The sequence below is a fragment of the Halomonas ramblicola genome, from assembly GCF_030409215.1.
In the GTDB taxonomy this organism is placed as follows: Bacteria; Pseudomonadota; Gammaproteobacteria; order Pseudomonadales; family Halomonadaceae; genus Halomonas; species Halomonas ramblicola.
The window spans coordinates 145,718-169,803 of record NZ_JAUFPL010000016.1; the positions used below are offsets into that span (position 1 = coordinate 145,718).

22 protein-coding genes are annotated in these 24,086 nt (G+C 69.5%); 13 read left to right on the forward strand and 9 right to left on the reverse strand.

Annotation, left to right across the window (positions count from 1 at the left end):
• Positions 1-5 precede the first annotated feature (5 nt).
• The 3 genes from nqrF to nqrM are packed head-to-tail and all read left to right on the forward strand — an operon-like array spanning position 6 to position 2,258.
• Positions 6-1,238, forward strand: coding sequence for an NADH:ubiquinone reductase (Na(+)-transporting) subunit F (gene nqrF / locus QWY80_RS03665; protein WP_290229344.1), 1,233 nt, complete (start codon positions 6-8; stop codon positions 1,236-1,238).
• Positions 1,235-1,984, forward strand: coding sequence for an FAD:protein FMN transferase (locus QWY80_RS03670; protein ID WP_290229345.1), 750 nt, complete (start codon positions 1,235-1,237; stop codon positions 1,982-1,984). The genes nqrF and QWY80_RS03670 overlap by 4 nt, the downstream gene beginning before the upstream one ends.
• Before the next feature lie 16 nt (positions 1,985-2,000).
• Entirely contained in the window at positions 2,001-2,258 is a 258-nt protein-coding gene (gene nqrM / locus QWY80_RS03675; RefSeq protein ID WP_290229346.1) for a (Na+)-NQR maturation NqrM, read from the forward strand.
• 124 nt (positions 2,259-2,382) lie between these two features.
• On the opposite strand, the gene QWY80_RS03680 is transcribed toward nqrM, so the two are convergent.
• The 6 genes from QWY80_RS03680 to leuS form a co-directional block, all read right to left on the reverse strand.
• Positions 2,383-2,817 (reverse strand): DUF488 domain-containing protein, encoded by a 435-nt coding sequence (locus tag QWY80_RS03680; RefSeq protein ID WP_290229347.1) that lies wholly within the window; start codon positions 2,815-2,817, stop codon positions 2,383-2,385.
• Positions 2,807-3,718: a PA2778 family cysteine peptidase gene (locus QWY80_RS03685; RefSeq protein WP_290229348.1), complete on the reverse strand. Its 912-nt coding sequence runs from the start codon at positions 3,716-3,718 to the stop codon at positions 2,807-2,809. The genes QWY80_RS03680 and QWY80_RS03685 overlap by 11 nt, the downstream gene beginning before the upstream one ends.
• Positions 3,719-3,800: 82 nt before the next feature.
• Positions 3,801-4,190 (reverse strand): PA2779 family protein, encoded by a 390-nt coding sequence (locus tag QWY80_RS03690; protein ID WP_290229464.1) that lies wholly within the window; start codon positions 4,188-4,190, stop codon positions 3,801-3,803.
• Between the two features lie 156 nt (positions 4,191-4,346).
• Positions 4,347-5,405, reverse strand: coding sequence for a DNA polymerase III subunit delta (holA, locus tag QWY80_RS03695; RefSeq protein WP_290229349.1), 1,059 nt, complete (start codon positions 5,403-5,405; stop codon positions 4,347-4,349).
• A complete protein-coding gene (locus QWY80_RS03700) occupies positions 5,402-5,884 on the reverse strand; it encodes an LPS-assembly lipoprotein LptE (RefSeq protein ID WP_290229350.1) in 483 nt (160 codons plus the stop codon). Before QWY80_RS03700 ends, holA begins: the two co-directional genes overlap by 4 nt.
• A gap of 35 nt (positions 5,885-5,919) precedes the next feature.
• Positions 5,920-8,490 (reverse strand): leucine--tRNA ligase, encoded by a 2,571-nt coding sequence (gene leuS / locus QWY80_RS03705; RefSeq protein ID WP_290229351.1) that lies wholly within the window; start codon positions 8,488-8,490, stop codon positions 5,920-5,922.
• A gap of 214 nt (positions 8,491-8,704) precedes the next feature.
• Between leuS and QWY80_RS03710 the strand changes: the two genes are divergently transcribed.
• Positions 8,705-9,220, forward strand: a complete 516-nt coding sequence (locus tag QWY80_RS03710) for a zinc ribbon-containing protein (protein WP_290229352.1) — start codon at positions 8,705-8,707, stop codon at positions 9,218-9,220.
• On the opposite strand, the gene QWY80_RS03715 is transcribed toward QWY80_RS03710, so the two are convergent.
• Both QWY80_RS03715 and QWY80_RS03720 read right to left on the reverse strand, forming a co-directional pair.
• On the reverse strand, positions 9,221-10,546 hold the full coding sequence (locus QWY80_RS03715; protein ID WP_290229353.1) for a hypothetical protein: 1,326 nt from the start codon (positions 10,544-10,546) through the stop codon (positions 9,221-9,223). It lies immediately after the preceding gene.
• Positions 10,547-10,575: 29 nt separating this feature from the next.
• A complete protein-coding gene (locus QWY80_RS03720; protein ID WP_290229354.1) occupies positions 10,576-11,466 on the reverse strand; it encodes a LysR family transcriptional regulator in 891 nt (296 codons plus the stop codon).
• 136 nt (positions 11,467-11,602) lie between these two features.
• Between QWY80_RS03720 and leuC the strand changes: the two genes are divergently transcribed.
• From leuC to leuB, 3 genes are all read left to right on the forward strand, one after another.
• Positions 11,603-13,054: a 3-isopropylmalate dehydratase large subunit gene (leuC, locus tag QWY80_RS03725; RefSeq protein WP_290229355.1), complete on the forward strand. Its 1,452-nt coding sequence runs from the start codon at positions 11,603-11,605 to the stop codon at positions 13,052-13,054.
• A gap of 3 nt (positions 13,055-13,057) precedes the next feature.
• Positions 13,058-13,711: a 3-isopropylmalate dehydratase small subunit gene (gene leuD, locus QWY80_RS03730; RefSeq protein WP_290229356.1), complete on the forward strand. Its 654-nt coding sequence runs from the start codon at positions 13,058-13,060 to the stop codon at positions 13,709-13,711.
• Positions 13,712-13,959: 248 nt separating this feature from the next.
• Positions 13,960-15,039 carry a 3-isopropylmalate dehydrogenase gene (gene leuB, locus QWY80_RS03735; RefSeq protein ID WP_290229357.1) on the forward strand — a complete coding sequence of 360 codons (1,080 nt, stop codon included), beginning with the start codon at positions 13,960-13,962 and terminating at the stop codon, positions 15,037-15,039.
• Positions 15,040-15,054: 15 nt separating this feature from the next.
• On the opposite strand, the gene QWY80_RS03740 is transcribed toward leuB, so the two are convergent.
• Positions 15,055-16,077, reverse strand: coding sequence for a hypothetical protein (locus tag QWY80_RS03740; protein WP_290229358.1), 1,023 nt, complete (start codon positions 16,075-16,077; stop codon positions 15,055-15,057).
• 273 nt (positions 16,078-16,350) lie between these two features.
• Between QWY80_RS03740 and asd the strand changes: the two genes are divergently transcribed.
• From asd to trpA, 6 genes are all read left to right on the forward strand, one after another.
• Complete coding sequence (gene asd, locus QWY80_RS03745; RefSeq protein WP_290229359.1) at positions 16,351-17,463, forward strand: aspartate-semialdehyde dehydrogenase; 1,113 nt, start codon at positions 16,351-16,353, stop codon at positions 17,461-17,463.
• Positions 17,464-17,725: 262 nt separating this feature from the next.
• On the forward strand, positions 17,726-20,350 hold the full coding sequence (locus QWY80_RS03750) for a FimV/HubP family polar landmark protein (RefSeq protein ID WP_290229360.1): 2,625 nt from the start codon (positions 17,726-17,728) through the stop codon (positions 20,348-20,350).
• Between the two features lie 7 nt (positions 20,351-20,357).
• A complete protein-coding gene (truA, locus tag QWY80_RS03755; protein ID WP_290229361.1) occupies positions 20,358-21,290 on the forward strand; it encodes a tRNA pseudouridine(38-40) synthase TruA in 933 nt (310 codons plus the stop codon).
• Positions 21,287-21,925, forward strand: a complete 639-nt coding sequence (locus QWY80_RS03760) for a phosphoribosylanthranilate isomerase (RefSeq protein ID WP_290229362.1) — start codon at positions 21,287-21,289, stop codon at positions 21,923-21,925. The genes truA and QWY80_RS03760 overlap by 4 nt, the downstream gene beginning before the upstream one ends.
• Positions 21,926-21,979: 54 nt before the next feature.
• Positions 21,980-23,218, forward strand: a complete 1,239-nt coding sequence (gene trpB, locus QWY80_RS03765; protein WP_290229363.1) for a tryptophan synthase subunit beta — start codon at positions 21,980-21,982, stop codon at positions 23,216-23,218.
• A gap of 8 nt (positions 23,219-23,226) precedes the next feature.
• Positions 23,227-24,042, forward strand: coding sequence for a tryptophan synthase subunit alpha (gene trpA / locus QWY80_RS03770; protein WP_290229364.1), 816 nt, complete (start codon positions 23,227-23,229; stop codon positions 24,040-24,042).
• The last annotated feature ends 44 nt before the right edge of the window (positions 24,043-24,086 follow it).

The window sequence follows — 24,086 nt, forward strand, 5'->3', positions numbered from 1 at the left end:
CCGACATGGTTGATACAACGCTCATCTTGCTCGGTGTGGTCATGTTCACCCTGGTCGTCATCGGCCTGGTACTGATCATCCTGGCCGCCCGCAGCAGGCTCGTCAGCACCGGTGACGTGTCCATCGAGATCAACGCCGATCCCGAGCACACCATCACCACCCAGGCCGGGGGCAAGCTGCTCAACACCCTGGCCGCCAACGGCATCTTCCTCTCCTCGGCGTGCGGCGGCGGCGGCTCCTGCGCCCAGTGCAAGTGCCGCGTCGAGGAGGGTGGGGGCGCCATCCTGCCCACCGAGGAGCAGCACTTCACCCTGCGCGAGAAGAAGGAGGGCTGGCGCCTCTCCTGCCAGGTCCCGGTCAAGCAGGACATGAAGATCGAGGTCCCGGAGGAGGTCTTCGGCGTCCAGAAGTGGGAGTGCGAGGTCATCGACAACCCCAACGTCGCCACCTTCATCAAGGAGCTCAACCTCAAGCTCCCCGAGGGCGAGGAAGTGGCCTTCCGCGCTGGCGGCTACGTGCAGCTGGTGGCGCCGCCCTACGACATCTCCTTCTCCGACTTCGACATCGAGGAGGAGTACCGCGGCGACTGGGAGAAGTTCGACCTCTTCAAGATCCGCCACAAGAGCACCGAAGAAGTCATCCGCGCCTACTCCATGGCGAACTACCCGGAAGAGAAGGGCATCCTCAAGTTCAACATCCGCATCGCCACGCCGCCGCCCAACACCAACCACCCGCCGGGTCTGATGTCCACCTACGTCTTCAACCTGAAGCCGGGCGACAAGGTCACCGTGATGGGGCCCTTCGGCGAGTTCTTCGCCAAGGACACCGATGCCGAGATGGTGTTCGTCGGTGGCGGTGCCGGCATGGCGCCGATGCGCAGCCACATCTTCGACCAGCTCAAGCGCCTGGATACCAAGCGCAAGATCACCTTCTGGTACGGCGCACGCTCCTGGCGTGAGACCTTCTACAACGAGGAGTACGACAAGCTGGCCGAGGAGCACGACAACTTCGAGTGGCACCTGGCGCTCTCCGACCCGCAGCCCGAGGACAACTGGGAGGGCCCCACCGGCTTCATCCACAACGTCCTCTACGACATGTACCTCAAGGACCATCCGGCACCGGAGGACTGCGAGTATTACATGTGCGGGCCGCCCATGATGAACGCCTCCGTCATCAAGATGCTGATCGACATGGGCGTCGAGCCCGAGAACATCATGCTGGACGACTTCGGCGGATGATCTCGCTCGCCAAGTGGCGACATCGGGGGCTGGCCTGGCGGCCGGCCCTCTTTGCGTTCGCCCTGCCCATGGCGCTGGCCCTGCTCGCGGGCTGCCGGCCGGCGGCGGGCGACCCCCCGCTCGAGGGCACCGTCCTCGGCACCGGCTACCACATCACCCTGAATGACGACCTCACGTCCGCGGCGCGCCGCCGCCTGGAGGCCGTCATCCAGGGTGAACTGGACGCCCTGCAGCACGCCCACGACCGCCAGGCGCGCCCCTTCCAGATGGCTCGGCCGCCCCTCGGGCCGGCCGCCAACCACCGGCTGTTGGAGGCGCTCGCCCGCCACTACCGGTTGCGCGCCCTCGACCGCCTGGTGGAACGCCTCGGCCAGGCCGGCGTGCGCGATGCCCTGGTTGAGCTCGGCGGCATGCAGCACGGCCTGGGTCGCGCCAATCGCCAACCCTGGCGGGTGTCCCTGGCGCGCCCCGGCCTGGAGGCGGGACGGGACGACGTCCTGCAGTTGGAAGACCTGACCGTGGTCACGCGCCAGGCGCCCGATACCGTTGACGCCGCCGACCAGGCGCGTATCCTCGCGGTCAGCGCGGTGGCGCCCAGCGCGCTCGAGGCCGACCGCCTGGCCCGCGAGCTGCTGGCCGGCGACCCGCCCCGGACCGTGGAACGGGCCATCCGCCTTATTGTCCTCAAGCCACGGGGCATCGACATACGCTACGGCGCCGCGCTCCTGCCCCTGCTGGAGCGCTAGCCGAAGGAGAGATTACATGACCATCTGGCTCATCGCCTTCGCCTTCATGCTGCTGATCATGGCCGCCATGGCCATCGGCGTGATCATGGGGCGCAAGCCCATCGCCGGCTCCTGCGGCGGCCTCAACAAGCTGGGCCTCAAGGAAGGCTGCGAGGTGTGCGGCGGCAAGGACGAGGTGTGCGAGGAAGAGAACCGCAAGCGCAACGTCAGCGCCCGCCGCCGCAGCGACGAGAGCCGCGGCGCCGATCTCGGCTACGACGCCACGCGGCGCTGAGGCGGGCAGCCGCAAGCTACCACCAGGGCCATTCGGCGGGTGGCGGGCGCCTCATCGGGTGGTGGCCCGGAACGGGGTGGATCGCGTGTTCTGGCCCCGCCGGATCCGGCGGGGCCGTGGTGTGTCAGGGGGTCGGTGGGTTGCGCAGCTGGTGGGCGAAGCAGGGCGGCGAGGCAGGTTCCATGTCCTGGATGTCCTCCTCGTGAAGGGCCCGGAGTAGCGCCTCGCGCAGCAGCGGCAGGTGGGAGGCCTCGAGGTCGCGGACGGCCGACAGCAGGGTCAGCGGGCCCCGTCGGGCGAGTCGCATCAGCGGCACCAGGACCTCGGGGCGGTCGCGCAACTCCCCGCGGTAGCGGACGGCGAACACCCCGGCGCTGATCTCGGCCTGACGATACTGGCGTCGCAGGGTGGGAGACGGCGAGGCGTCGCGGTACCAGTCGGTCAGCGCCAGGCCCTCGCGGCGCTTGCCGCGGGGCCAGAGGCGATCGACCAGCACCCGGGCGCCGTCCTCTTCGGCGGGGGCGGCGTAGATGCGCTTGAGGCGGATGTCATGGGTCATGGCGTTCCTCCAGTGACTCCAGGGCCGCCTCGGCCTGCGCCTGCCAGCGGCCCGACAGGGCGGCGGCACGGCGCAGGGCCTGGGCGGCGGCGTCCGACCTGCCCCGGGCCTCCTGGGCGAGCCCCAGGTTGAGCCAGGCCGCGGCCAGGTCGGGTTGCCGGGCGACGGCCCGCTCGAAGGCGTCGATGGCCGCCGCCTCGTCGCCCGCGGCATGGCGGGCGTTACCCAGGGCGAAGTGCACCATGCCGGCATCCGGGAAGCGTTCCGCCAGGGCCTCCCAGGCCGGCAGGGCGGCGGCCGGGCCCTGCACCCGCTCGAAGTCGCTGATCGCCTCCGTGGCCGGCCCGGGGCGGGCGCCCGCGGGAAGTTCCCCGGCTGGCAAGGCCACGAAAGCCCAGCGGTCGCTGCGCGCCCAGGTGGCATCGAAGGCGCGGAACGACTCGCGCCGCCGTGGCTCCTCGCCACTGTGCAGGATCATCTCTTCCGCGTCGAGGTCATAGCCGATGGCCACGGCGTAGTGCCACAGCGGCCAGGCGGGCAGCGACAGGTTCTGCATCACCACCACCGGGTGGCCGGCCGCGATCTCGGTGAGCAGGGCGTCCATGTCCCCCTCGATGCGGAAGGGGATGCGTGCATGACGGCGCACCGTGGCCAGCATCTCGGGTTGCACGCTGCCCTCCCGGTCGGGGAGAAAGACCTGGGGGATCAGGGCATCCACCTCGGCATCGACGCCGGCGTGCTCTAGGGCCATGGCCAGGGAGGCCGGGCCGCACTGGTAGTCGCGCTGGCCGTGGAAGGGGACGTCGTCGAGCAGGGCCTGGCGGGGCACGCTGGCCAGGGTGGCCTCGTCGATCTGCGGCGTGGCGGCGCAGCCGGCCATCAGCAACAGCGACAGCGCCAACGCAAGAACGCCCGCTGGGCGGGCGTTCCGGAGGCCGCGACGGGCAGGATGCCGTAACGGGCTCGAGGTCATGGCCCTTCCCTCAGCGGGTGAAGGGGTAGACGTTGGTCAGGCCGAGGATATCGGTGACCAGCAGGATCACGAAGACCGCGAACAGGGCGCCGACCACGCTCGCTCCGGCGGGGAGCTGGTCGAGCTGGTCGGCCATCTGGGCCGCCTCGGCGTCGGAGAGCGCCGCCACGCGGGCCTCCACCTCGGCAGGGTCCACTCCCTGGGCGACGAGCTGGTCGCGGATGTCATCGCGGGCCAGCACCTCGTGGATGCGTTCGCGATCGGAGCGGACCTGCTCGGCGCTCAGGGCGTCCTGGGTGGAAACCAGGCCACTGCCGGCGGGGGCCGCCATGGCCGGGAGACTGCCCAGCACCAGGGCGGCGATGAGCAGGGGGCTGAGGTAACGGCAGATCGTCTTCATCATGTCAGGCTTCCTTCTTCTTCGGCTGGGCTTCCGGCTCCTTGATGATCCACGCGTCGCGTCCCGGCGACAGGGTGTGGCAGTGCGATGAGTGCCATCCAGTATGGACGAAAGGGTGAGAGATTTCATGCCCTTGGCAGTCAACGCTGGGACAGTTCAGGCGATGCGGTAGGAGGAAGGCAGCTCGGCCAGCAGGCCGCGGCCCCCGGCCAGGGTCAGTGCCAGGTCGTGCAGGCCGTCCTGGACCGGCAGGGCCGCGGCACCCTTGATGGCCAGGTCCAGGCGCTGGGCGAACAGCAGCAGCTTGTGCAGGCGCCTCACCGGCAGGCGCTGCAGGGCCTGCTGGTAGGCGGGGCGGCGCTTCTCGAAGATCGACGGTTTCTGGGCCTTGCAGGCGTGCTCGAAGCTCTGTCCCTGATCCAGGTGCTGGTGCAGCGAGAGCAGGGTGCGCAGCTCCCGGGTCAGCGCCCAGAGCACGATAGGGGGCTCCACACCTTCCCCTTGCAGACCGGCCATGATGCGGGCGACCCTCGAGCGTTCCCCCTTGAGGCAGGCATCCACCAGGGTGAAGACGTCGAAGCGGGCGCTGTCCTCCACGCCGCCGGCCACCTCGCGTGGGGAGACCCGGGCGCCCTGGGGCAGCAGCAGGGCGAGCTTCTGGAGCTCCTGGTCGGCGGCCAGCAGGTTGCCCTCGGTGCGCTCGCCCAGCAGGCGGGCGGCGTCGAGGTCGAGGTTGAGGCCATGGCGTCCGGCACGGTCGCGCAGCCAGAAGCCCAGCCGCGAGACGTCCACCGGCCACACCGGCACGAACAGGCCGGCCTTGTCCAGGGCCTGGAACCAGGCACTCTTCTGCTGGCGGAAGTCCAGCTTGCCCATGCTGAGCAGCAGGACGTTGTCGCTGCCCTTGAGGCCGTCGGCGTAGGCCTTGAGGGCCTTGCTGCCGTCCTGGCCCAGGTTGTTGCCGGCCAGGCGCAGCTCGATCAGCTTGCGCGAGGCGAACAGCGACAGACTGGCGCTCGCCTCGTGAAGGCGCCCCCAGGCGAAGTTGGCCTCCACGTGCAGGATTTCGCGTTCCTCGATCCCCGCCTGGCGGGCGGCCTCGCGCACCGCGTCGCAGGCCTCGATGTGCTGCAGCGGCTCCTCGCCGGCGACGATTACCACCGGCGGCAGCTTCCTGGCCAGGGCCTCGGGGAGCTTGTCGGGGAAGATTTTCATAGGCCGCGCAGGCGGTCGAGCAGTTGGCGTGCCGCGGCCTCGCGCAGCTCGTCCAGCGCCTCGTCGCGCAGGGTCTCGCGATTGAGCAGGTCGTCGTCGCTGACGGTGTAGTGGGTCGCGACCTTCAGGCGCTGCTGGTCGAGGAGGTAGGCACCGTCCTCGCGGCGCTGCACCGAGAAGGGGGCCGAGAGCGTCAGCTCCTCGTCGCGCGGGCCCGCGTCGAGCACGCCCAGTCGGCGGCGATCCACGGCCTCCGGTCCCAGGTTGAGCACCAGGGGGGCGGCATCGTGGACGCGTGTGCCGGCGGCCTCGAGGCGGTCCGCCACCCGGCCCGACAAGGCGTCGTCGCCGCCGGCCACGGCGAGTTCGTCCAGGCTCAGGCTCGGGGCATCGAGGCCGCGCAGGCGGAAGCCGCAGCCGGTCAGGGCCAGGCCGGCGGTGCCGGCCAGGGCGAGCGAAAGGAGGGTGCGACGCTGCATGGGTGACTCCCTGTGCCGTCTGTGCCGTGGCGGGCTCAGCCCACCACGATGTTGACCAGCTTGCCCGGCACCACGATCACCTTGCGGATCGTCTTGCCCTCGGTGTGGCGCTGGACGTTCTCGGCGGCGAAGGCCTCGGCCTCGATGGCCGCCTTGTCGGCGTCGGCGGCGACCTGGATGCGGGCACGCAGCTTGCCGTTGACCTGCACCACCAGCTCGATGCTGTCGCGGGCCAGCGCCGATTCATCCACCGTCGGCCAGGGGGCGTCGATCACCGGGCTCTCATGGCCCAGCTCACGCCACAGGGCGTGGCAGGCGTGGGGCACGATGGGCGCGAGCAGCAGCACGCAGGCCTCCACCGCCTCGCGGACCACGGCCAGGCCCTGGGGGCTGGCGTCGTCGAACCTGCCGAGCGCATTGGTCAGCTCCATCACCGCGGCGATGGCGGTGTTGAAGGTGGTGCGCCGGCCGATGTCGTCGCCGGCCTTGGCGATGGTCTCGTGGGTCTTGCGGCGCAGCTCACGCAGGGGCTCATCGAGCGCGTCGACATCCAGCGCGCCGGGCGTGCCGGCCTCGAGGTGTTCCGCCACCAGGCGCCATAGGCGCTTGAGGAAGCGGTGGGCACCCTCGACGCCGGAGTCGGACCACTCCAGGGACTGCTCCGGCGGGGCGGCGAACATCATGAACAGGCGCACGGTGTCGGCCCCGAAGCGGTCGATCATCGACTGGGGGTCGACGCCGTTGTTCTTCGACTTGGACATCTTCTCGATGCCGCCCATCGCCACCGGCTGGCCATCGTCGAGCAGGATGGCGCTGATCGGCCGCCCCTTGTCGTCGCGCCTGACCTCGACGTCGGCGGGGTTGAACCACTGCTTGCCGCCGTTGGCGGTCTCGCGGTAGAAGGTCTCGGCGATCACCATGCCTTGGGTGAGCAGGCGCTGGAAGGGCTCGTCGGCCTTCACCAGGCCGAAGTCGCGCATCAGCTTGGTGAAGAAGCGCGCATACAGCAGATGCAGGATGGCGTGCTCGATGCCGCCGATGTAGAGGTCCACCGGCAGCCAGTAGTCGGCGCGTTCGTCGAGCATCGCCGTGTGGTTGTCGGCGCAGCAGAAGCGTGCGAAGTACCAGGAGGACTCCATGAAGGTGTCGAAGGTGTCGGTCTCGCGCACCCAGCCGTCGCCCAGGTCGGAGAACTCCGGCATGCGCTTGAGCGGCGAGCCGGTGGCGTCGACGGTGACCTCCATGGGCAGGGCCACCGGCAGCTCCTCGTCGGAGAGCGGCACGGTCTCGCCCGCGGGGCCATACTTGACCGGGATGGGCGCACCCCAGTAGCGCTGGCGTGCCACGCCCCAGTCACGCAGGCGGAAGTTCGTCTTGACCTCACCGCGGCCCAGCTCGGCCAGTTTGGCCGCGATCGCCGCAAAGGCCTGATCGAAGTCCAGGCCGTCGAACTCCCCGGAGTGGATCAGGGTGCCGTAGTCATCGAAGGCCCCCTGGCTGAGGTCCGGTGCCTCCCCGTCCTCGGTGGCAATCACCGCCTCGATGGGCAAGTCGTACTTGGTGGCGAACTCCCAGTCGCGCTGGTCATGGCCGGGGACCGCCATGACGGCGCCGGTGCCGAACTCCATCAGCACGAAGTTGGCCACGTAGACCGGTATCTCGCGGCCGCTGAGGGGATGCACGGCCACCTGGCCGGTGGGCATGCCCTTCTTCTCGCGGGTCGCCAGTTCCGCCTCGGAGGTGCCGCCCCGGGCGCACTCCTCGCAGAAGGCGGCCAGTTCGGCGTCGCCCTCGGCGGCCTGCCTGGCCAGGGGGTGGTCGGCAGCCACCGCCATGTAGGTGACGCCCATCAGGGTATCGGGGCGGGTGGTATAGACGGAGAGCGGCTCGCCGTTGCCCTGGATGTCGAAGGTCAGCTCGACGCCGCGCGACTTGCCGATCCAGTTGCGCTGCATGGTCTTGACCTGCTCGGGCCAGTCGATCCTGTCCAGGTCGGCGAGCAGTTCCTCGGCGTAGTCGGTGATCTTGAGGAACCACAGCGGGATCTCCTTGCGCTCCACCAGGGCGCCGGAGCGCCAGCCGCGCCCCTCGATCACCTGCTCGTTGGCCAGCACCGTCTGGTCCACCGGATCCCAGTTCACCGTGGCCATCTTCTTGTAGACCAGTCCCTTCTCCACCAGCTTGGTGAAGAACCACTGTTCCCAGCGGTAGTAGTCGGCGTCGCAGGTGGCGAACTCGCGGCTCCAGTCGTAGGCGAAGCCCAGCGCCTTGAGCTGGCCGCGCATGGTGGCGATGTTGTCGTAGGTCCACTGGGCCGGCGGTACCCGGTTCTGGATGGCGGCGTTCTCGGCGGGCATGCCGAAGGCGTCCCAGCCCATGGGCTGCATGACATTCCTGCCCTGCATGCGCTGGTAGCGGGAGACCACGTCGCCGATGGTGTAGTTGCGCACATGCCCCATGTGCAGCTTGCCGCTGGGATAGGGGAACATCGACAGGCAGTAGAACTTCTCGCGGTCGGCGTCCTCCACCGCCTTGAAGCACTGGTTCTTTTCCCAGAACTGCTGGGCGTCGCGTTCGATCTCGAAGGGCTTGTACTGTGCGTCCATCGCTGTTTACGGATACCTTGGAAGTCGGCGCGCCGCCTCGAGGCGCCGCGGGCTCGAATGGCTTGTCCGGCGTCGTGATCCTGGCGCAAGGTGGCGACAAGACGTTGAACTGCCGGCAGGAAGTCGTCTAAATGGTAGGCAAGGATACCCCAGCACGGCAGGGTCAGGCTATGCCCCGGCCGCCGTGACCCCATCGCAGCAGAAGGAGAGTGCCATGAGCGAGCCGCACAAACCGCACCAGGAGCGTCGCCTGCGCGAGGGCTACGAGCGTATGCTCGACCGCCTGCGCGAGGGGGCCCAGGAGCTGACCTGGGAGAACCTGCAGCAGGAACTCGACGAGGCGGTGGAGTTCGAGGCCGAACTGGAGGAGTTCACCAAGGACGAGCTGTCGCTGCTGCGCGCCTGGGTGGAGCGCGATCTCAAGGACATGCGTCGTTACCTCAGCGCCGGGGGCGAGGGCGTGGCCACCTGGCTGGGGATCGACCTCTCGGCGCTGTCGCGCAAGATCAGCGAGTCGCTGCTCTCCATCGCCGATCGCAGCGTGATCGAGCGCGAGCGCTTCGAGGAGGATCTCGAGGCGGCCCGCGCCGACTACTGCGAGGGGGAGATGGCCGTGGCCGGTCGCCTGGCCTGCGTGCACTGCGGCGCCGAGGTCGATCTCGACGGCGTCGCCCGCATCGAGCCCTGTCATGGCTGTGGGCACCGCTATTTCCGGCGGGTGTCGGAGTAGTCACAGCCAGGCGTCGAGGATCAGGATGCCCCCCGTCACCAGGCCGGCCATGACGATCGCATAGCCCAGGTTGTGCTTCATCATGCGGTAGCCGCTGACCCCGTAGCGGCCCTGCAACGAGAGATTGATCCCGGAGAGCGGCCCCACCGAGGTGCCCACTGCCCAGGAGGCCAGGGCGACGAAGGCGAACAGCGTCTGCCGGCTACCCTCCAGGTCGAGCATCGAGGCCAGCACCGAGACCCCGATGATCGGATGCAGCCCGGCGATGGCGCTGGCCACGATGCCCAGGAAGCTGAGGATGGCCTCGCCGGCGCCGAACCGCGCGAAGAGCGTCCATTCGCTGCCGGTGGCCGCGGCGATCAGCGTCGAGAGCCCCAGGGTGAGCAGGCCGGCGCACAGGAACAGGGCGATCTCCCCGCGCATGGCCGGCAGGCGCGTCAGGGTGTGCTGGCGCACCCGCCCCAGCGTCCAGCGCGTCCCCGCCGGCAGGTTGGTCACCAGGGCCGCCGCGGGCAGCAGGAAGGTGATGATGCTGACGATGGAGAGCGCCGGCGTCAGGACGTAGTGGAAGAGCATCACCAGGGCCGCCATGGTCACCGGCATCAGCAGGTTGCGTGGCGACAGCGAGAAGCCCGCCACCGTCGCCAGGTCGAAGCGCCGTGACAGCTCGGTGACGGTGAGCAGGCCGGCCGCCAACGCCAGGGGCAGTCCCACCGCCAGGACGTGGAGATAATCCATGCCCGGTGCCAGGGTCATCACCACGCCCATGGAGGCGAAGAACGGCGACCAGAGGGCGGCACTCGAGAGGCCGCGGTTCAGGGCCAGCAGCTGCGGCAGCGTCAGGGGACCGCGCCTGGCCAGGCGGTCGCCGATCATGAACACCGTCGACAGGTTGAGGATGGTGCCGAGCAGGTGCACGCCCAGCCAGGTGCCGGCGGTGCCGGGGGCGCCGGTGACGGCTCGCCCCAGGGGGCGCCCCTGGCGGCGGTTGCCGATCAGGCCGATGAAGCTCACCCCCACCAGCATCGCCACCACATAGGTGTTGCCGTCGAGCAGCGCCGGCCAGTCGAGCGAGGCGTCGTAGCGCCATCGGGCCGTGAGCAGCATCCCCAGGCCGATCACCACCAGGGCGCCGGCCTGCCAGCGGGTGCGCCGCGGGATGTCCCGCCACAGCAGCAGCGTGGCCAGCCACAGGGCGTAGCCGACCAGGTGGGGGGATGGCGACAGGCCGGCGAAGCCCAGCACCTGCAGCAGCAGGCCGACGAGGATCGCTACCCCGGCGATGGCATGGTGCGGCGACGGCGTCTCGGGGCTGGGCTCGGACATGCGCGGCGGCTCCTGGCAAAATAAGCAGCCTAACCGATATCGCCGTCGGTTTCCCGGGCGGCGTCGAGCAGGGCCAGCATGGCCCGGGCGGCGTTGGAGAGGGTGCGGCTGCGGTGCACGATGTAGCCCAGCGGACGATGGATGGACGGATGGTCCACCGCGATCTCGTGCAGTTCGCCGGCCACCAGGCGCTCCGGCAGCAGGCTCCAGCCCAGGCCGATGGCGGCCATCATCTTCAGCGTCTCCAGGTAGTTGGTGGAGAGCGTCACCGGCAGGCGCAGGCCGGCGGCGGCGAAGCGGGCCTCGATCAGCCCGCGGGTGAAGGTCAGCGGGCCAGGCAGCACGGCGTCGTGCTCGCACAGTGCCTGCAGGGTCGGCTGCGCCTGGCCGGCCAGGGGATGGTCGTGGGCGCAGACGAAGCACAACCGGTCGATCCATACCGGTACCACGGTGAGCTGGGGATCGGGGGAGGGCGCCAGGGTCACCACGGCGATCTCCAGGTTGCCGTCGAGCACCCCCTGGTAGGCCTCCTCGGAGTCCAGGAAGTGCAGGTCGAGGCGGACCTCGGGGTGGTCGCGGGTATAGGCCTTGAGCAGCGGGGGCAGGCGGTGCAGACCGATATGATGGCTGGTGGCCAGCGTCAGGCTGCCGCTGACCTCGCCCTCCAGGTTGCCCAGGGCGCGGCGGCTGTCGTCGACCATCACCAGGATCTGGCGGGCGCGGGGCAGCAGCACCCGGCCGGCCTCGGTCAGCGACACCCGCCGGCCGATGCGGTCGAAGAGGCGGGCGTCGATCTGGCCCTCCAGGGTGGCGATGCGCTTGCTGATGGCCGGCTGGGTCAGGTGGAGCTGGTCGGCGGCCCGCGAGAAGCTGCCGCTCTCGGCCACGGCCAGGAAGGCCTGCAGGCTCTGGGTGTCCATGGCGCCTCCAATGCCGTCAAGGATTCCAGTAAGGAATGCAATCCATAAATAACATGAATTGCTTTTATGGGCGAGTCGCCGGACACTGCAGGAGACCGGACACGAAATGAAGGGCCCCGGGCCCGGGAGACACGACATGGCAGGCCAGACACTCTACGACAAGTTGTGGTCGCAGCACCTCGTCAAGGAGCGCGACGACGGTACCGCCCTCATCTACATCGACCGCCAGCTGCTCCACGAGGTGACCTCGCCCCAGGCCTTCGAGGGCCTGCGCCTGGCGGGACGTCGGCCGTGGCGCCTCGACGCCAACCTGGCGACCCCCGACCACAACGTGCCCACCACCCTCAAGGAGCGCGCCGAGGGCAACGCCGGCATCAAGGATCCGGTGTCGCTGATCCAGGTGCAGACCCTCGACGACAACTGCAACGAGTTCGGTATCGAGGAGTTCCGCATCAACGACCCGCGCCAGGGCATCGTCCACGTGGTGGGACCCGAGCAGGGGGCCACCCTGCCGGGCATGACCGTGGTGTGTGGCGACTCTCATACCGCCACCCATGGCGCCTTCGCCGCCCTGGCCCACGGCATCGGCACCTCCGAGGTGGAGCACGTGCTGGCCACCCAGTGCCTGCTGGCGCAGAAGATGAAGAACATGCAGGTGCGCGTCGAAGGCGAACTCGGCACCGGCGTCACCGCCAAGGACGTGGTGCTGGCCATCATCGGCCGGATCGGCACCGCCGGAGGGACCGGCTACGCCATCGAGTTCGCCGGCAGCGCCATCCAGAATCTCTCCATGGAAGGCCGCATGACGGTGTGCAACATGGCCATCGAGGCCGGTGCCCGCGTCGGCCTGATCGCCGTGGACGACACCACCATCGACTACCTGCGCGATCGCCACTATGCGCCCCGAGGCGAGCAGTGGGAAGCTGCGGTGGCCGACTGGCGTCACCTGGTTTCCGATGCCGACGCCGCCTTCGACAAGGTCGTGACCCTCGACGCCGCCGAGATCGAGCCGCAGGTCAGCTGGGGGACCAGCCCGGAGATGGTCACCGGCGTTTCCGGCGAGGTGCCGGACCCGGCCGAGGCGCCTGACGAGACGGTGCAGCGCGGCTACGTGCGGGCCCTGGAATACATGGGGCTCTCCGCCCGCCAGAAGATCACCGACATCCGGCTCGACAAGGTGTTCATCGGCTCCTGCACCAACTCGCGCATCGAGGACCTGCGCGAGGCCGCCAGGGTGGCCAAGGGCAAGAAGGTGGCCGACTCCATCAAGCTGGCGATGGTGGTGCCCGGCTCCGGCCTGGTGAAGCGCCAGGCCGAGGCCGAGGGGCTCGACAAGGTCTTCATCGAGGCGGGCTTCGAGTGGCGCGAGCCGGGCTGCTCCATGTGCCTGGCCATGAACGCCGACAAGCTCGGTGCCGGCGAGCACTGCGCCTCCACCTCCAACCGCAACTTCGAGGGTCGCCAGGGTTTCGGCGGACGCACCCACCTGGTGAGCCCGGCGATGGCCGCCGCCGCCGCCATCGCCGGCCACTTCGTGGATGTCCGGCAGTTTGCCGCCAACGATGATGCCCAGGTACAGGAGGCCTGAACCATGAAGAAGTTCGAACGTACCGAAGGGCTCGTCGCGCCGCTCGACCGGGCCAACGTCGACACCGACCTGATCATTCCCAAGCAGTTCCTCAAGTCGATCAAGCGCACCGGCTTCGGGGTCAACCTGTTCGACGAGCTGCGCTATCTCGACGAGGGGCAGCCGGGGCAGGACGTGGCAAGCCGACCGCTGAATCCCGACTTCGTGCTCAACCAGCCGCGCTACCAGGGCGCCAGCGTGCTGCTCGCGCGGCGCAACTTCGGCTGCGGCAGCTCCCGGGAGCACGCCCCCTGGGCACTGGAGGACTTCGGCTTCCGGGTGATCATCGCGCCGAGTTTCGCCGACATCTTCTACAACAACGCCTTCAAGAACGGCCTGCTGCTGGTGACCCTGCCCGAGGAGACCGTGGACCGGCTGTTCGCCGAGGTGGAGGCCAGCGAGGGCTATCGCCTCGACGTGGACCTGGAGAACCAGCGCATCACCACGCCGGCCGGCGAGATCCTCGAGTTCGAGGTGGATGAGTTCCGCAAGCAGTGCCTGCTGGAGGGCCTCGACGACATCGGTCTCACGCTGAAGGACGAGGATGCCATCCGCGCCTTCGAGGAGAAGCATCGCGCCGCACGGCCCTGGCTGTTCCGCGATTCCGCCCAGGCCTGACCCGGCGGGCCTGGTGCTGAGCGTAAGGTAGGAGGGCAGCTTTGCTGCGCGACTGGCGCCGGCAGGCGCCTCGCGGCGTTGCCTCGGCATGGGAATTTGGCGGAGGAGGCCGTTGGCCTCCAGTCGCGAGACAAAGTCTCCCTCCTGCAGGTCAGCGCCACGCACCGAGCAGCGATGCATAAGTCACGCAAGCAATCTCTCAGCGGAGTCTTACCAGCAGGCACCGCTGATCCAGCAAGGACGACATCATGACGCAGAAGATTCTGGTATTGCCGGGCGACGGCATCGGTCCCGAGATCACCGCCCAGGCCAGCCGCATCCTGGCGGCCTGCCAGGCGCGTGGCCTCGACGTCGAGGTGGAGGAGGGCCTGCTGGGCGGTGCCGCCTACGACGCGCACGGCGAGCCGCTGCCCGCCGAGACCCTGGAGAAGGCCAGGGCCGCCCGCGCCATCCTGCTCGGAGCCGTGGGCGGACCCCAGTGGGACAGTATCGAGGACCTCGCCAAGCGCCCCGAGAAGGGCCTGCTCGGCGTGCGCAAGCAGTTGGGGCTGTTCGGCAACCTGCGCCCGGCGATCACCTACCCACAGCTGGCTTCCGCCTCCAGCCTCAAGCCCGAGCTGGTGGCGGGCCTGGACATCATGATCGTGCGCGAGCTCACCGGGGGCATCTACTTCGGCCAGCCGCGCGGCATCGAGGAGCGCGACGGCGAGCGGGTGGGCTTCAATACCTACGTCTACTCGGAGAGCGAGATCGAGCGCATCGGCCGGGTGGCCTTCGAGATGGCGCAGAAGCGCGGCAAGAAGCTGTGCAGCGTCGACAAGGCCAACGTCCTCGAGGTCACCATCCTTTGGCGCGAGGTGATGGAGCGCCTGGCGCCGGAGTACCCGGACGTCGAGCTCTCGCACATGTACGTCGACAACGCCGCCATGCAGCTGGTGCGCGCGCCCAAGCAGTTCGACGTCATGGTTACCGGCAATATGTTCGGGGATATTCTTTCAGACGCGGCGGCGATGCTGACGGGGTCCATCGGCATGCTGCCCTCGGCCTCACTCAACGAGTCCGGCCAGGGCATGTACGAGCCGTGCCACGGCAGCGCCCCGGACATCGCCGGCCAGGACGTCGCCAACCCGCTGGCGACCATCCTCTCGGTGGCCATGATGCTGCGCTATTCCCTGGACGAACCGGCGCTGGCCCGCCGCATCGAGGATGCCGTGGGCCGGGTGCTGGACGACGGCCTGCGCACCGCGGATATCGCCGCCGAGGGCACTCGCACCGTCTCCACCACCGAGATGGGCGACGCCGTGCTGGCAGCCTTCGAGGCGGCGTGAGTCTGCGGCGCGGTGTCAGGCCTCGTGTCTCGCGGCCTCATGGATGTGCGCCACCAGTGGGGCCAGGCTCTGTTCCATGTCGTCGAGTGACCAGTGGCGCCGATACCGGTAGACCCTGATGCGCCGGGCCAGGTCGGCGGCATGGGTCATCAGGCGTGCCGAACCATTGAGTATCTTTGCCCATTCCGGGTGATAGAGAGAGGCCGTGACCACCTTGAACGCCTCCCGGCCGTTCAGCGGTTCGAGAGTGGCGCTCTCTCCCTCTTCGGCAGGTTCCAGCGTGACCAATGCCCGCAGGGGTTGAGCATAGCTGCGAAAACCCTGGTGCTGAATGAGGTGGTACTTGCCAGCTCGCGCCGGTTTCCTGACCAGGCCGCGAGTCTCGACTCCCAGAGTGGCCAGGGCATCCTCGCAGAGTTTGAGGCGAGGCGGACCCGGATACAGGTAGGGGGGTACTTCGCCTGGCCTGATCACCCCGACGTCGTCGCACACCAGGGGCCAGCCCTGACAGTAGTGCAGCCAGGCGACCAGGGTCGACTTGCCGGCGCCGGAAGCACCGGTGAAGCCCCATATGCCGGATGGCGTCTCCAGGGCACTGAGGTTGAGGGGAAACCAGTGTTTCTGATGCAGCAGGGCGCCGAGAGCGGTGCCGAGCGGGTAGAGGCGCGGGTCGCCGTCGGGTGTGCTGGCCCCCGGTTTCGGCCGTACCCGCCTGTCGACCCGGATGCGGTGGCCCTGCTCGACCCGGTAGCGTGCGATGCCCTCGAAGTTGAACTGGCAGCGGTCTCCCGAGTACTGCAAGCCGTGCTCGCTCCCATCGGGATCCTCGAGCCAGTCGGGAAGGTCCTCGGCGACGATCTCCACATCCGCTGGCATGCCGGCCAGGAGAGGTCGCAATTCCGGAAACTCGAGTTGCGAGGCGAGTCGGAGCCCGCAGGTGGCGTAGTAATGGGGCGAATCGGTGGGGCTGGGGTGTCCGCGCCGCTCAATGGGCGCCGTTCCCGTGCGATAGGCCGAACAGCCGTTGACGTGGTACATCTCCCGAGATCCCCTTCCACCCGCGAGTGGTGGTCTGGTGTCCAGGAACGCAGCGCAGACCGATGCGGCGCCTGAGTACCGGTATCCGTGAGTGCCGATACTGTTACAGTATATTTCCGTACTGTATTTTTTGTCAATTTATGTTAACGGCGGGGCGGCTTGCGCCGGTGCGGAGGCAGCCTGCATCAGGAGAGGATCGAGCCTGGTGCCATCTGCCCGAGGCGGCAGGCTCGTGTATAATGGGCCCCACACTCGATTACTGGAGGACTTCACATGTTGAAAGTCGGTTTCGTCGGTTGGCGCGGCATGGTGGGCTCCGTGCTCATGCAGCGCATGGTGGAAGACGGCGACTTCAAGGGCATCGAGCCGGTCTTCTTCACCACCTCCCAGGTCGGCCAGGCCGGTCCCGACGTCGGCGTGGACGTGCCCCCGCTCAAGGACGCCTTCGACCTGGACGCGCTCAAGGCGCTCGACGTCGTCGTTACCTGCCAGGGCGGCGACTACACCGAGAAGGTCTATGGCGACCTGCGCAACGGCGGCTGGAAGGGCTACTGGGTCGATGCCGCCAGCACCCTGCGCATGGCCGACGAGGGCACCATCGTCCTCGACCCGGTCAACCGTCACGTCATCGATGCCCAGCTGGCGAAGGGCGCCAAGACCTTCGTCGGCGGCAACTGCACCGTCAGCCTGATGCTGATGGGGCTGGGCGGCCTGTTCGAAGCGGACCTGATCGAGTGGATGACCTCCATGACCTATCAGGCCGCCTCCGGCTCCGGTGCCAAGCACATGCGCGAGCTGCTCAACCAGATGGGCGCCCTGCGCGACAGCTCGGCTGCCGAGCTGGCCGACCCGTCCAGTGCGATTCTCGATATCGACCACAAGGTGACGGCGGCCATGCGCGGTGGTGACTTCCCCACCGACAACTTCGGTGCGCCCCTGGCCGGCAGCCTGCTGCCCTGGATCGACGTCAAGCGCGACAACGGCCAGAGCAAGGAGGAGTGGAAGGGCTCCGTGGAGACCAACAAGATCCTCGGCCTCCAGGACAACCCCATCCCCATCGACGGCCTCTGCGTGCGCATCGGCGCCATGCGTTCCCACAGCCAGGCCTTCACCATCAAGCTCAAGAAGGATGTCCCGATCGATGAGATCGAGGATCGCCTGGCCAAGCACAACGATTGGGTCAAGGTGATCCCCAACGACAAGGATGCCACCATCGCCGGCCTCACCCCGGCGGCCGTCACCGGCACCCTGGGCGTCCCCGTGGGCCGCCTGCGCAAGCTGGCCATGGGCGGCGAGTACCTCTCCGCCTTCAGCGTCGGCGATCAGCTGCTCTGGGGGGCCGCCGAGCCGCTCAAGCGGATGCTCCAGATCCTCCGGGAGCAGTAATGTCTCCCTCGGCGTGACACGCCGGCTCGGTAACCAACGGGGCGCTTCCTTTCGAGGGGCGCCCCGTTGCATTTGCGTGGAAGCCGAATTCGCCAACCCTCGGATCAATGGCTTACGTTGAAGTCATGGGGCCGAGGATGATCCGGGGTGGGCGCGATCGGCTGAGAATTATGGTACACAGATACCAGAACAAGACGACGCCACGGCACCGCATCGGCTGACGAGAACTGCCAGGCTTTGCCGACGTACGCAAGGGAGTTCCATGAACCGCAAGCTGACTGTTGCCATGCTGCTATCGCTTTCCGCCACCAGTCCGATGGCGTTGGCCCTGGGGCTGGGCGAGGCGGAAGTGCGCTCGACCCTCAACGCGCCGCTGCGCGCGAGCATCCCGCTGACCGATACCGTCGGGATCCAGGCCGGCCTGCTCAATGTCTCGGTGGCCGACGAGAATGCCTATGGTGCGGCGGGGCTGGCGCGCACGCCGCTCGCGGCCAGCGTTCGGCTGGCCGTGGAGCGGCGTCAGGGACGCCTGGTGGTGGACCTGACCACCGACCGGCCGGTGCGCGAGCCCTGGCTCGATCTGATGCTGCGCTTCGACTGGCCGGGCGGCCAGCAGCTGCGCGAGGTGACCCTACTGCTCGATCCGCCCAACTACGACGAGATGCCGGTGCTGGTGGCCGGCGGCTCGCGCCGCGCGAGCACCGGGACCTCGGCCGCCCCCAGCGACCGCGAGTCGACCCGCCCGGTGGCGCGCCCCTCGTCGCCAGCGACCCCCGACGACCCCGCCTGGGTGCGCAGCGGCGATACCCTGTGGGCCGTGGCCGGTCGCCTGCGGCCGGACAGCGGCATCAGCATGAACCAGATGATGGTGGCCCTGGTCGAGGCCAACCCCGATGCCTTCCCCTCGGGAAACATCAACGCCATGCGCGCCGGCTTCACCCTGGTGGTGCCCGGTCGCGAGGCGATCGCCGCGCGGCCCGATACCGAGGCCGAGCGTCTCGTCGCCGCCATGAACCAGGCCTGGGCCAACCGCGGCAGCGGCGCCCCCGCCCGGGTTCCCCTGGACGGCGGGGCGAGCGACGGCGAGACGGACGTGGCGGTGGCCACGGCGCCCGCAGAGCGGGTGGCCGATGTCGGGTCGTCGACGGCAGGGGCGGCGCCGGAAGAGCAGGGTGCCGCCCAGGCTGCCGAGCCGCCCGAGGGCGTCGAGGCGCCGGCCGGCGAGGAACCGGCCCCGCGCCTGACGCTGCTGACCGATGCCGAGGTGGCCGCCGAGCAGGCCCTGGCGGAAGCGGATACCGAAGATACTGGCGCCGCCCCGGGGACCGGGCAGGGGGGCGAACCGCGGGTCAACGTGGACCCCGAGCTGCTTGAGGCCTTGCATGGTGGCGGAGGCGGCGAGCTCACCAGCGACGAGCGCCTGCTGCGTCTGGAGGATCGTTGGCGGGAGAGCCAGGCACAGCTGAGCGAGGTACAGGAGGAGCGTGATCGCCTCCAGGAAGAGGTCAGCGAGATGCGCGACGAGCTGGCGGCAATGCGCGACCAGTTGGCCGCCCTGACCGCCGGTGGCGCCGGCGTCGACGGGCCCGGTGCCGGCGGCCTGGTCACGGCCGACGACGCCACCCCGGAGGAGGCCCCCTGGTGGGGCGCCTTCTACCCGGCGGAGCTGGACCGCAAGCTGATGCTGGGGGGCGCCGGCCTGGCGGCACTGCTGGCGCTGTGGCTGGCGATGAGGGTGCGGCGTCGCCGCGAGGAGGACGCAGGGGGCGGCTTCGGCGAGGTGCGGGTGGCCACGCCGGGCGGGGAGTCGCCGGTCTCGCCACAGCGCCCCAGTGCCCCGGCCGCACCGCGCGAGTCGGTGCAGTCCAGCCTGCCCCAGGCGGAGGCGATCAACGAGGCCGACATCTTCATCGCCTACGGCCGCTACGACCAGGCCCGCGAGCTGCTCGAGGCCAGCCTGGCCCGGGAGCCCGAGCGCGACGACCTGCGCCTCAAGCTGCTGACCGTGCATCTGGAGCAGGGCAGCCGCGACGAGGCCGAACGCGAGGCGGCACGCCTGCGCGATGGCGGCAACCCGGCGGTGGCGGAGGAGGTCGAGCGCCTCTTGGCTCGCCACGGGCTCGGCGCCGCCGGGCCCGTGGCGAGCGAGGCGCCTCCTGCCGCACCCGCCAGCGGGACGGCCGAGGATCGGGCCATCTTCACCGCAGCCGCCATGCCCCCGCGGCGTTTCGACGAGGAGGATGAGGAGGCGCAGGGCGCCGCTACCGACTCGACGCGCCCTGAATACGCCGCCTCGTCAGACTCGACGCCCGATGAGGCGCCCGACGCCGCGCCACCGGCGCCGGATCCCGAGCGCTTCCGTCGCCCGGGCTCGGCACCAGCCGAAGCCTCGCCCGCCGAGGCGGGACCGGCCGGGGAGGACGAGGTGCCGGCGATGCCGAGCCCGGGCGACGACGTTCCGCCGTTGCCCGAAGAGGCCGATGAGCTGCCCCCGGTGACCACCCACCGGCGCGACGACGGCAGCGAAATCATCGACTACCGTCCGCCGAGCCTCGACCCCGCCCCGGCCCCCCGCGAGGAGACGCCCATGCAGCCCAGCGTCGACTTCACGCCCTCCGCGGCGCCCGACAAACCCGACGAGCCGCCCTCGTCCCAGCGGCCCCTGCCGGACGACTGGGAGGTCGAGGAGGTGGCCTTCCCGCCCCTGGATCCGGATAATGGTGCCTTTGCCTCCAGCGCTTCCCCGGATCGGCTGGCCGAGGCGCGTCGCCTGGTCGAGGCAGGAGAGGGCGGCAGGGCGCGCGACCTGCTGAACGACCTGTGCCAGAGCGACGACCCGGCCGTCCGTGACGAGGCGATAGCGCTGCGCCGACGCCTGGACAGCTGACCGCCGCATGACTCTCTTCCAACCTCTCGATGACCGCACCCCCATGACCGGCCGCCTGGCCATGGGGGTGGAATACGACGGCAGTGCCTACTGTGGATGGCAACGCCTCAAGCACGCCGCCTCGGTGCAGGCGTCGCTGGAGGCGGCGCTGTCCCGGGTGGCCAGCCAACCGGTGAAGGTCCACGCCAGCGGGCGTACCGACTCCGGCGTGCACGCCACCCGCCAGATCATCCATTTCGATGCGCCGGCGCCGCGCGCCGAGAAGGCCTGGGTGTTCGGCGTGAACGCCAACCTGCCGCGCGACATCGCCGTGCGCTGGATCACCGAAGTGCCCGACGACTTCCATGCCCGCTTCAAGGCCCTGGCCAGGCGCTACCGCTACGTGCTGCTCAACCAGCCCAGTCGCCCGGTGCTGGAGCGGGCCAACGTTACCTGGTGTCGCGACCCCCTGGACGCCGAGGCCATGCATCGCGCCGCCCAGGCCGTGGTCGGCGAGCACGATTTCTCGAGCTTCCGCGCCGCTGGCTGCCAGTCGAAGACCCCCTGGCGGCACCTGCACTTCATCGAGGTGCATCGCCACGGTCCCCTGGTGGTGGTGGACGTCCAGGGCAACGCCTTCCTGCACCATATGATTCGCAATATCGTCGGCGCGCTGGTGACGGTGGGGCGCGGTGAGGTCGGCGACGACTACCTGGCCGACTTGCTGGCCCTCAAGGACCGCACCCGGGCCGACGTTACCGCCCCGGCCTGTGGCCTGCACTTCGTCGATTCCCTGTATGATGGGCACTGGGGCCTGCCGCGGGAGCCGCTGGGCCCCAACCTGCTGGCCTTCCTCGGCGAGTGGACCGGCGAGCGGGCGCTGCCCGACTGCCCCTGGGTCGAGTTCCGCCGCGGCCGGCCGGTGGCCTCCTCCACCCCCGTCGAGAGCAAGACACCATGATGCAACGCACCCGCGTCAAGTTCTGCGGCCTGACCCGCCCCGAGGACGTCGACGCCGCCGTGGCCGCCGGCGCCGACGCCCTGGGTTTCGTGCTCTGGCCCGGCAGCAAGCGGGCCCTCGATGAGGCGCGGCTGGCCGAGCTGGCCGCCCGGGTGCCGGCCTTCGTCACCCGGGTGGGGCTCTTCGTCGATGCCGACCCGGCGCTCATCGCACGCTGCGCCCCCCACCTCGACCTGCTGCAGTTCCACGGCGACGAGGCGCCCGAGGCCTGTGAGGGCTTCGGCCGGCCCTGGTTCAAGGCGCTGCGCATGCGCGACGATGTCGATCCGCACGCCGTCGCCGCGGCCTACCGGGGGGCCCAGGCGCTGCTGCTGGATGCCTACCGTCCCGGCGTGCCGGGCGGCACCGGCGCGGCCTTCGACTGGTCGCGGGTGCCCGCAAACCTGGCAAAACCTGTTATCCTCGCCGGAGGCCTGAGCGCGGACAACGTGGCCGAGGCCATCGCCAGGGTCCGGCCCTTCGCGGTGGACGTCTCCGGCGGCATCGAGGCCGCGCCGGGCATCAAGGATGTCCGGCGGATGGCCGCCTTCATGGCGGCCGTGCGCCAGGGCGATGCCCGCCGCCTCGGGCGCTGAAGCGCGCCGGCGATTCGTGCCCCCGGTGTCCATGCATTCCATCCCCAAGCCCCAATGGCGACCTGTGAGGTGTCTTTCGTGAGCAAGTTCAGTGACCTGACCCGACTGCCGGATGCCCGCGGCCACTTCGGCCCCTACGGCGGCCGGTTCGTCTCGGAGACCCTGAGCTTCGCCCTGGACGAGCTGGAGAAGACCTACCTGAGTCTTCGCGACGACCCGGCCTTCCAGGCGGAATTCGACTACGACCTGGCCCACTACGTAGGGCGGCCCTCGCCGCTCTACCATGCCGAGCGGTGGTCGAAGCGGCTCGGCGGCGCCCAGGTCTGGCTCAAGCGCGAGGACCTCAACCACACCGGCGCCCACAAGGTGAACAACACCATCGGCCAGGCGCTGCTCGCCAAGAAGGGCGGCAAGCCGCGGGTGATTGCCGAGACCGGCGCCGGCCAGCACGGCGTGGCCACCGCCACCGTGGCGGCGCGCCTGGGGCTGTCGTGCGACGTCTACATGGGCGCCGAGGACGTGGAGCGCCAGAAGCTCAACGTCTATCGCATGCACCTGCTGGGGGCCAACGTCATTCCCGTGGAGTCCGGCACCCGCACCCTCAAGGACGCCATGAACGAGGCGCTGCGCGACTGGGTCACCAACGTCGATGACACCTTCTACATCATCGGCACCGTGGCCGGCCCGCACCCCTATCCGATGCTGGTGCGCGACTTCAACGCCGTGGTCGGCCGCGAGGCGCGCCGCCAGTCGCTGGAGGAATTCGGCAAGCTGCCCGATGCGCTGATCGCCTGCGTCGGCGGCGGCTCCAACGCCATGGGGCTCTTCTACCCCTTCGTCGAGGACGACGAGGTGGCCATGTACGGCGTCGAGGCCGGCGGCCACGGCGTCGAGACCGGTCGCCACGCCGCGCCGCTGGCCTCCGGGGCGCCGCGCGGCGTGCTGCACGGCAACCGCACCTACCTGATGTCCGACGAGGGCGGCCAGGTCTCCGACACCCACTCCATCTCGGCGGGCCTCGACTACCCGGGCGTCGGCCCCGAGCACGCCCTGTGGAAGGACGTGGGCCGGGTCCAGTACGTGGCCGCCAACGATGACGCCGTGCTCGAGGCGTTCCGCGAGCTGACCCATGTGGAGGGCATCATGCCGGCGCTGGAGTCGGCCCATGCCCTGGCCCATGCCAAGGTGCTGGCCCCCACGATGCGACCCGACCAGCACATCGTGGTCAACCTCTCGGGACGCGGCGACAAGGACATCATGACCGTCGCCAGGCTCGACGGCATCGAATTCTGAGGGCAGACATGAACCGTATCGACCAACGCTTCGCCGAGCTCAAGGCCCAGGGACGCCGTGCGCTGATCCCCTACATCACCGCCGGTGACCCGGCGCCGGAGTACACCGTCGGTTTCCTGCATGCCCTGGTGGAGGCCGGCGCCGACGTCATCGAACTGGGCGTACCCTTCTCCGATCCCATGGCCGACGGCCCGGTGATCCAGAAGGCCTGCGAGCGGGCCCTCAAGCACGACGTGCGCCTCAGCCACCTGTTCGAGATGGTGCGCGAGTTCCGCAGCCGCGACGCCACCACGCCGGTGGTGCTGATGGGCTATCTCAATCCCATGGAGCGCATCGGCCTCGAGGCCTTCGCCGACCAGGCCGCGGCGGCAGGCATCGACGGCGTGCTGGCCGTGGACATGCCCCCCGAGGAGGCCGAGGAACTCGGCCCGCTGCTCAAGGCCCGCGGCCTGGCCTCGATCTTCCTGGTGGCCCCTACCACTTCCGAGGCCCGGGCCGCTACAATATGCGCCCACGGCGAGGGCTATCTCTACTATGTGTCGCTCAAGGGCGTGACCGGCGCCGCCTCGCTCAACGCCGCGGACGTCGCCGATCACCTGGCCCCGTTGCGCCGGATGACGACGCTGCCGCTGTGCGTGGGCTTCGGCATCCGTGACGGCGCCTCCGCCGCCGAGGTGGGCAAGGTCGCCGACGGGGTGATCGTCGGCTCGGCGCTGGTCAACCGCATCGCCGAGAATGCCGAGCGGCCCGAGGCCATTCCCGGCGAGCTCAAGGCGGTGCTGGGGGAGATGCGCCAGGCCCTGGACGCCATGAGTGCCGCCTGAGCCTCGCCACACGAATCGATCCATGCGCCCGGGGCGATCCGGGC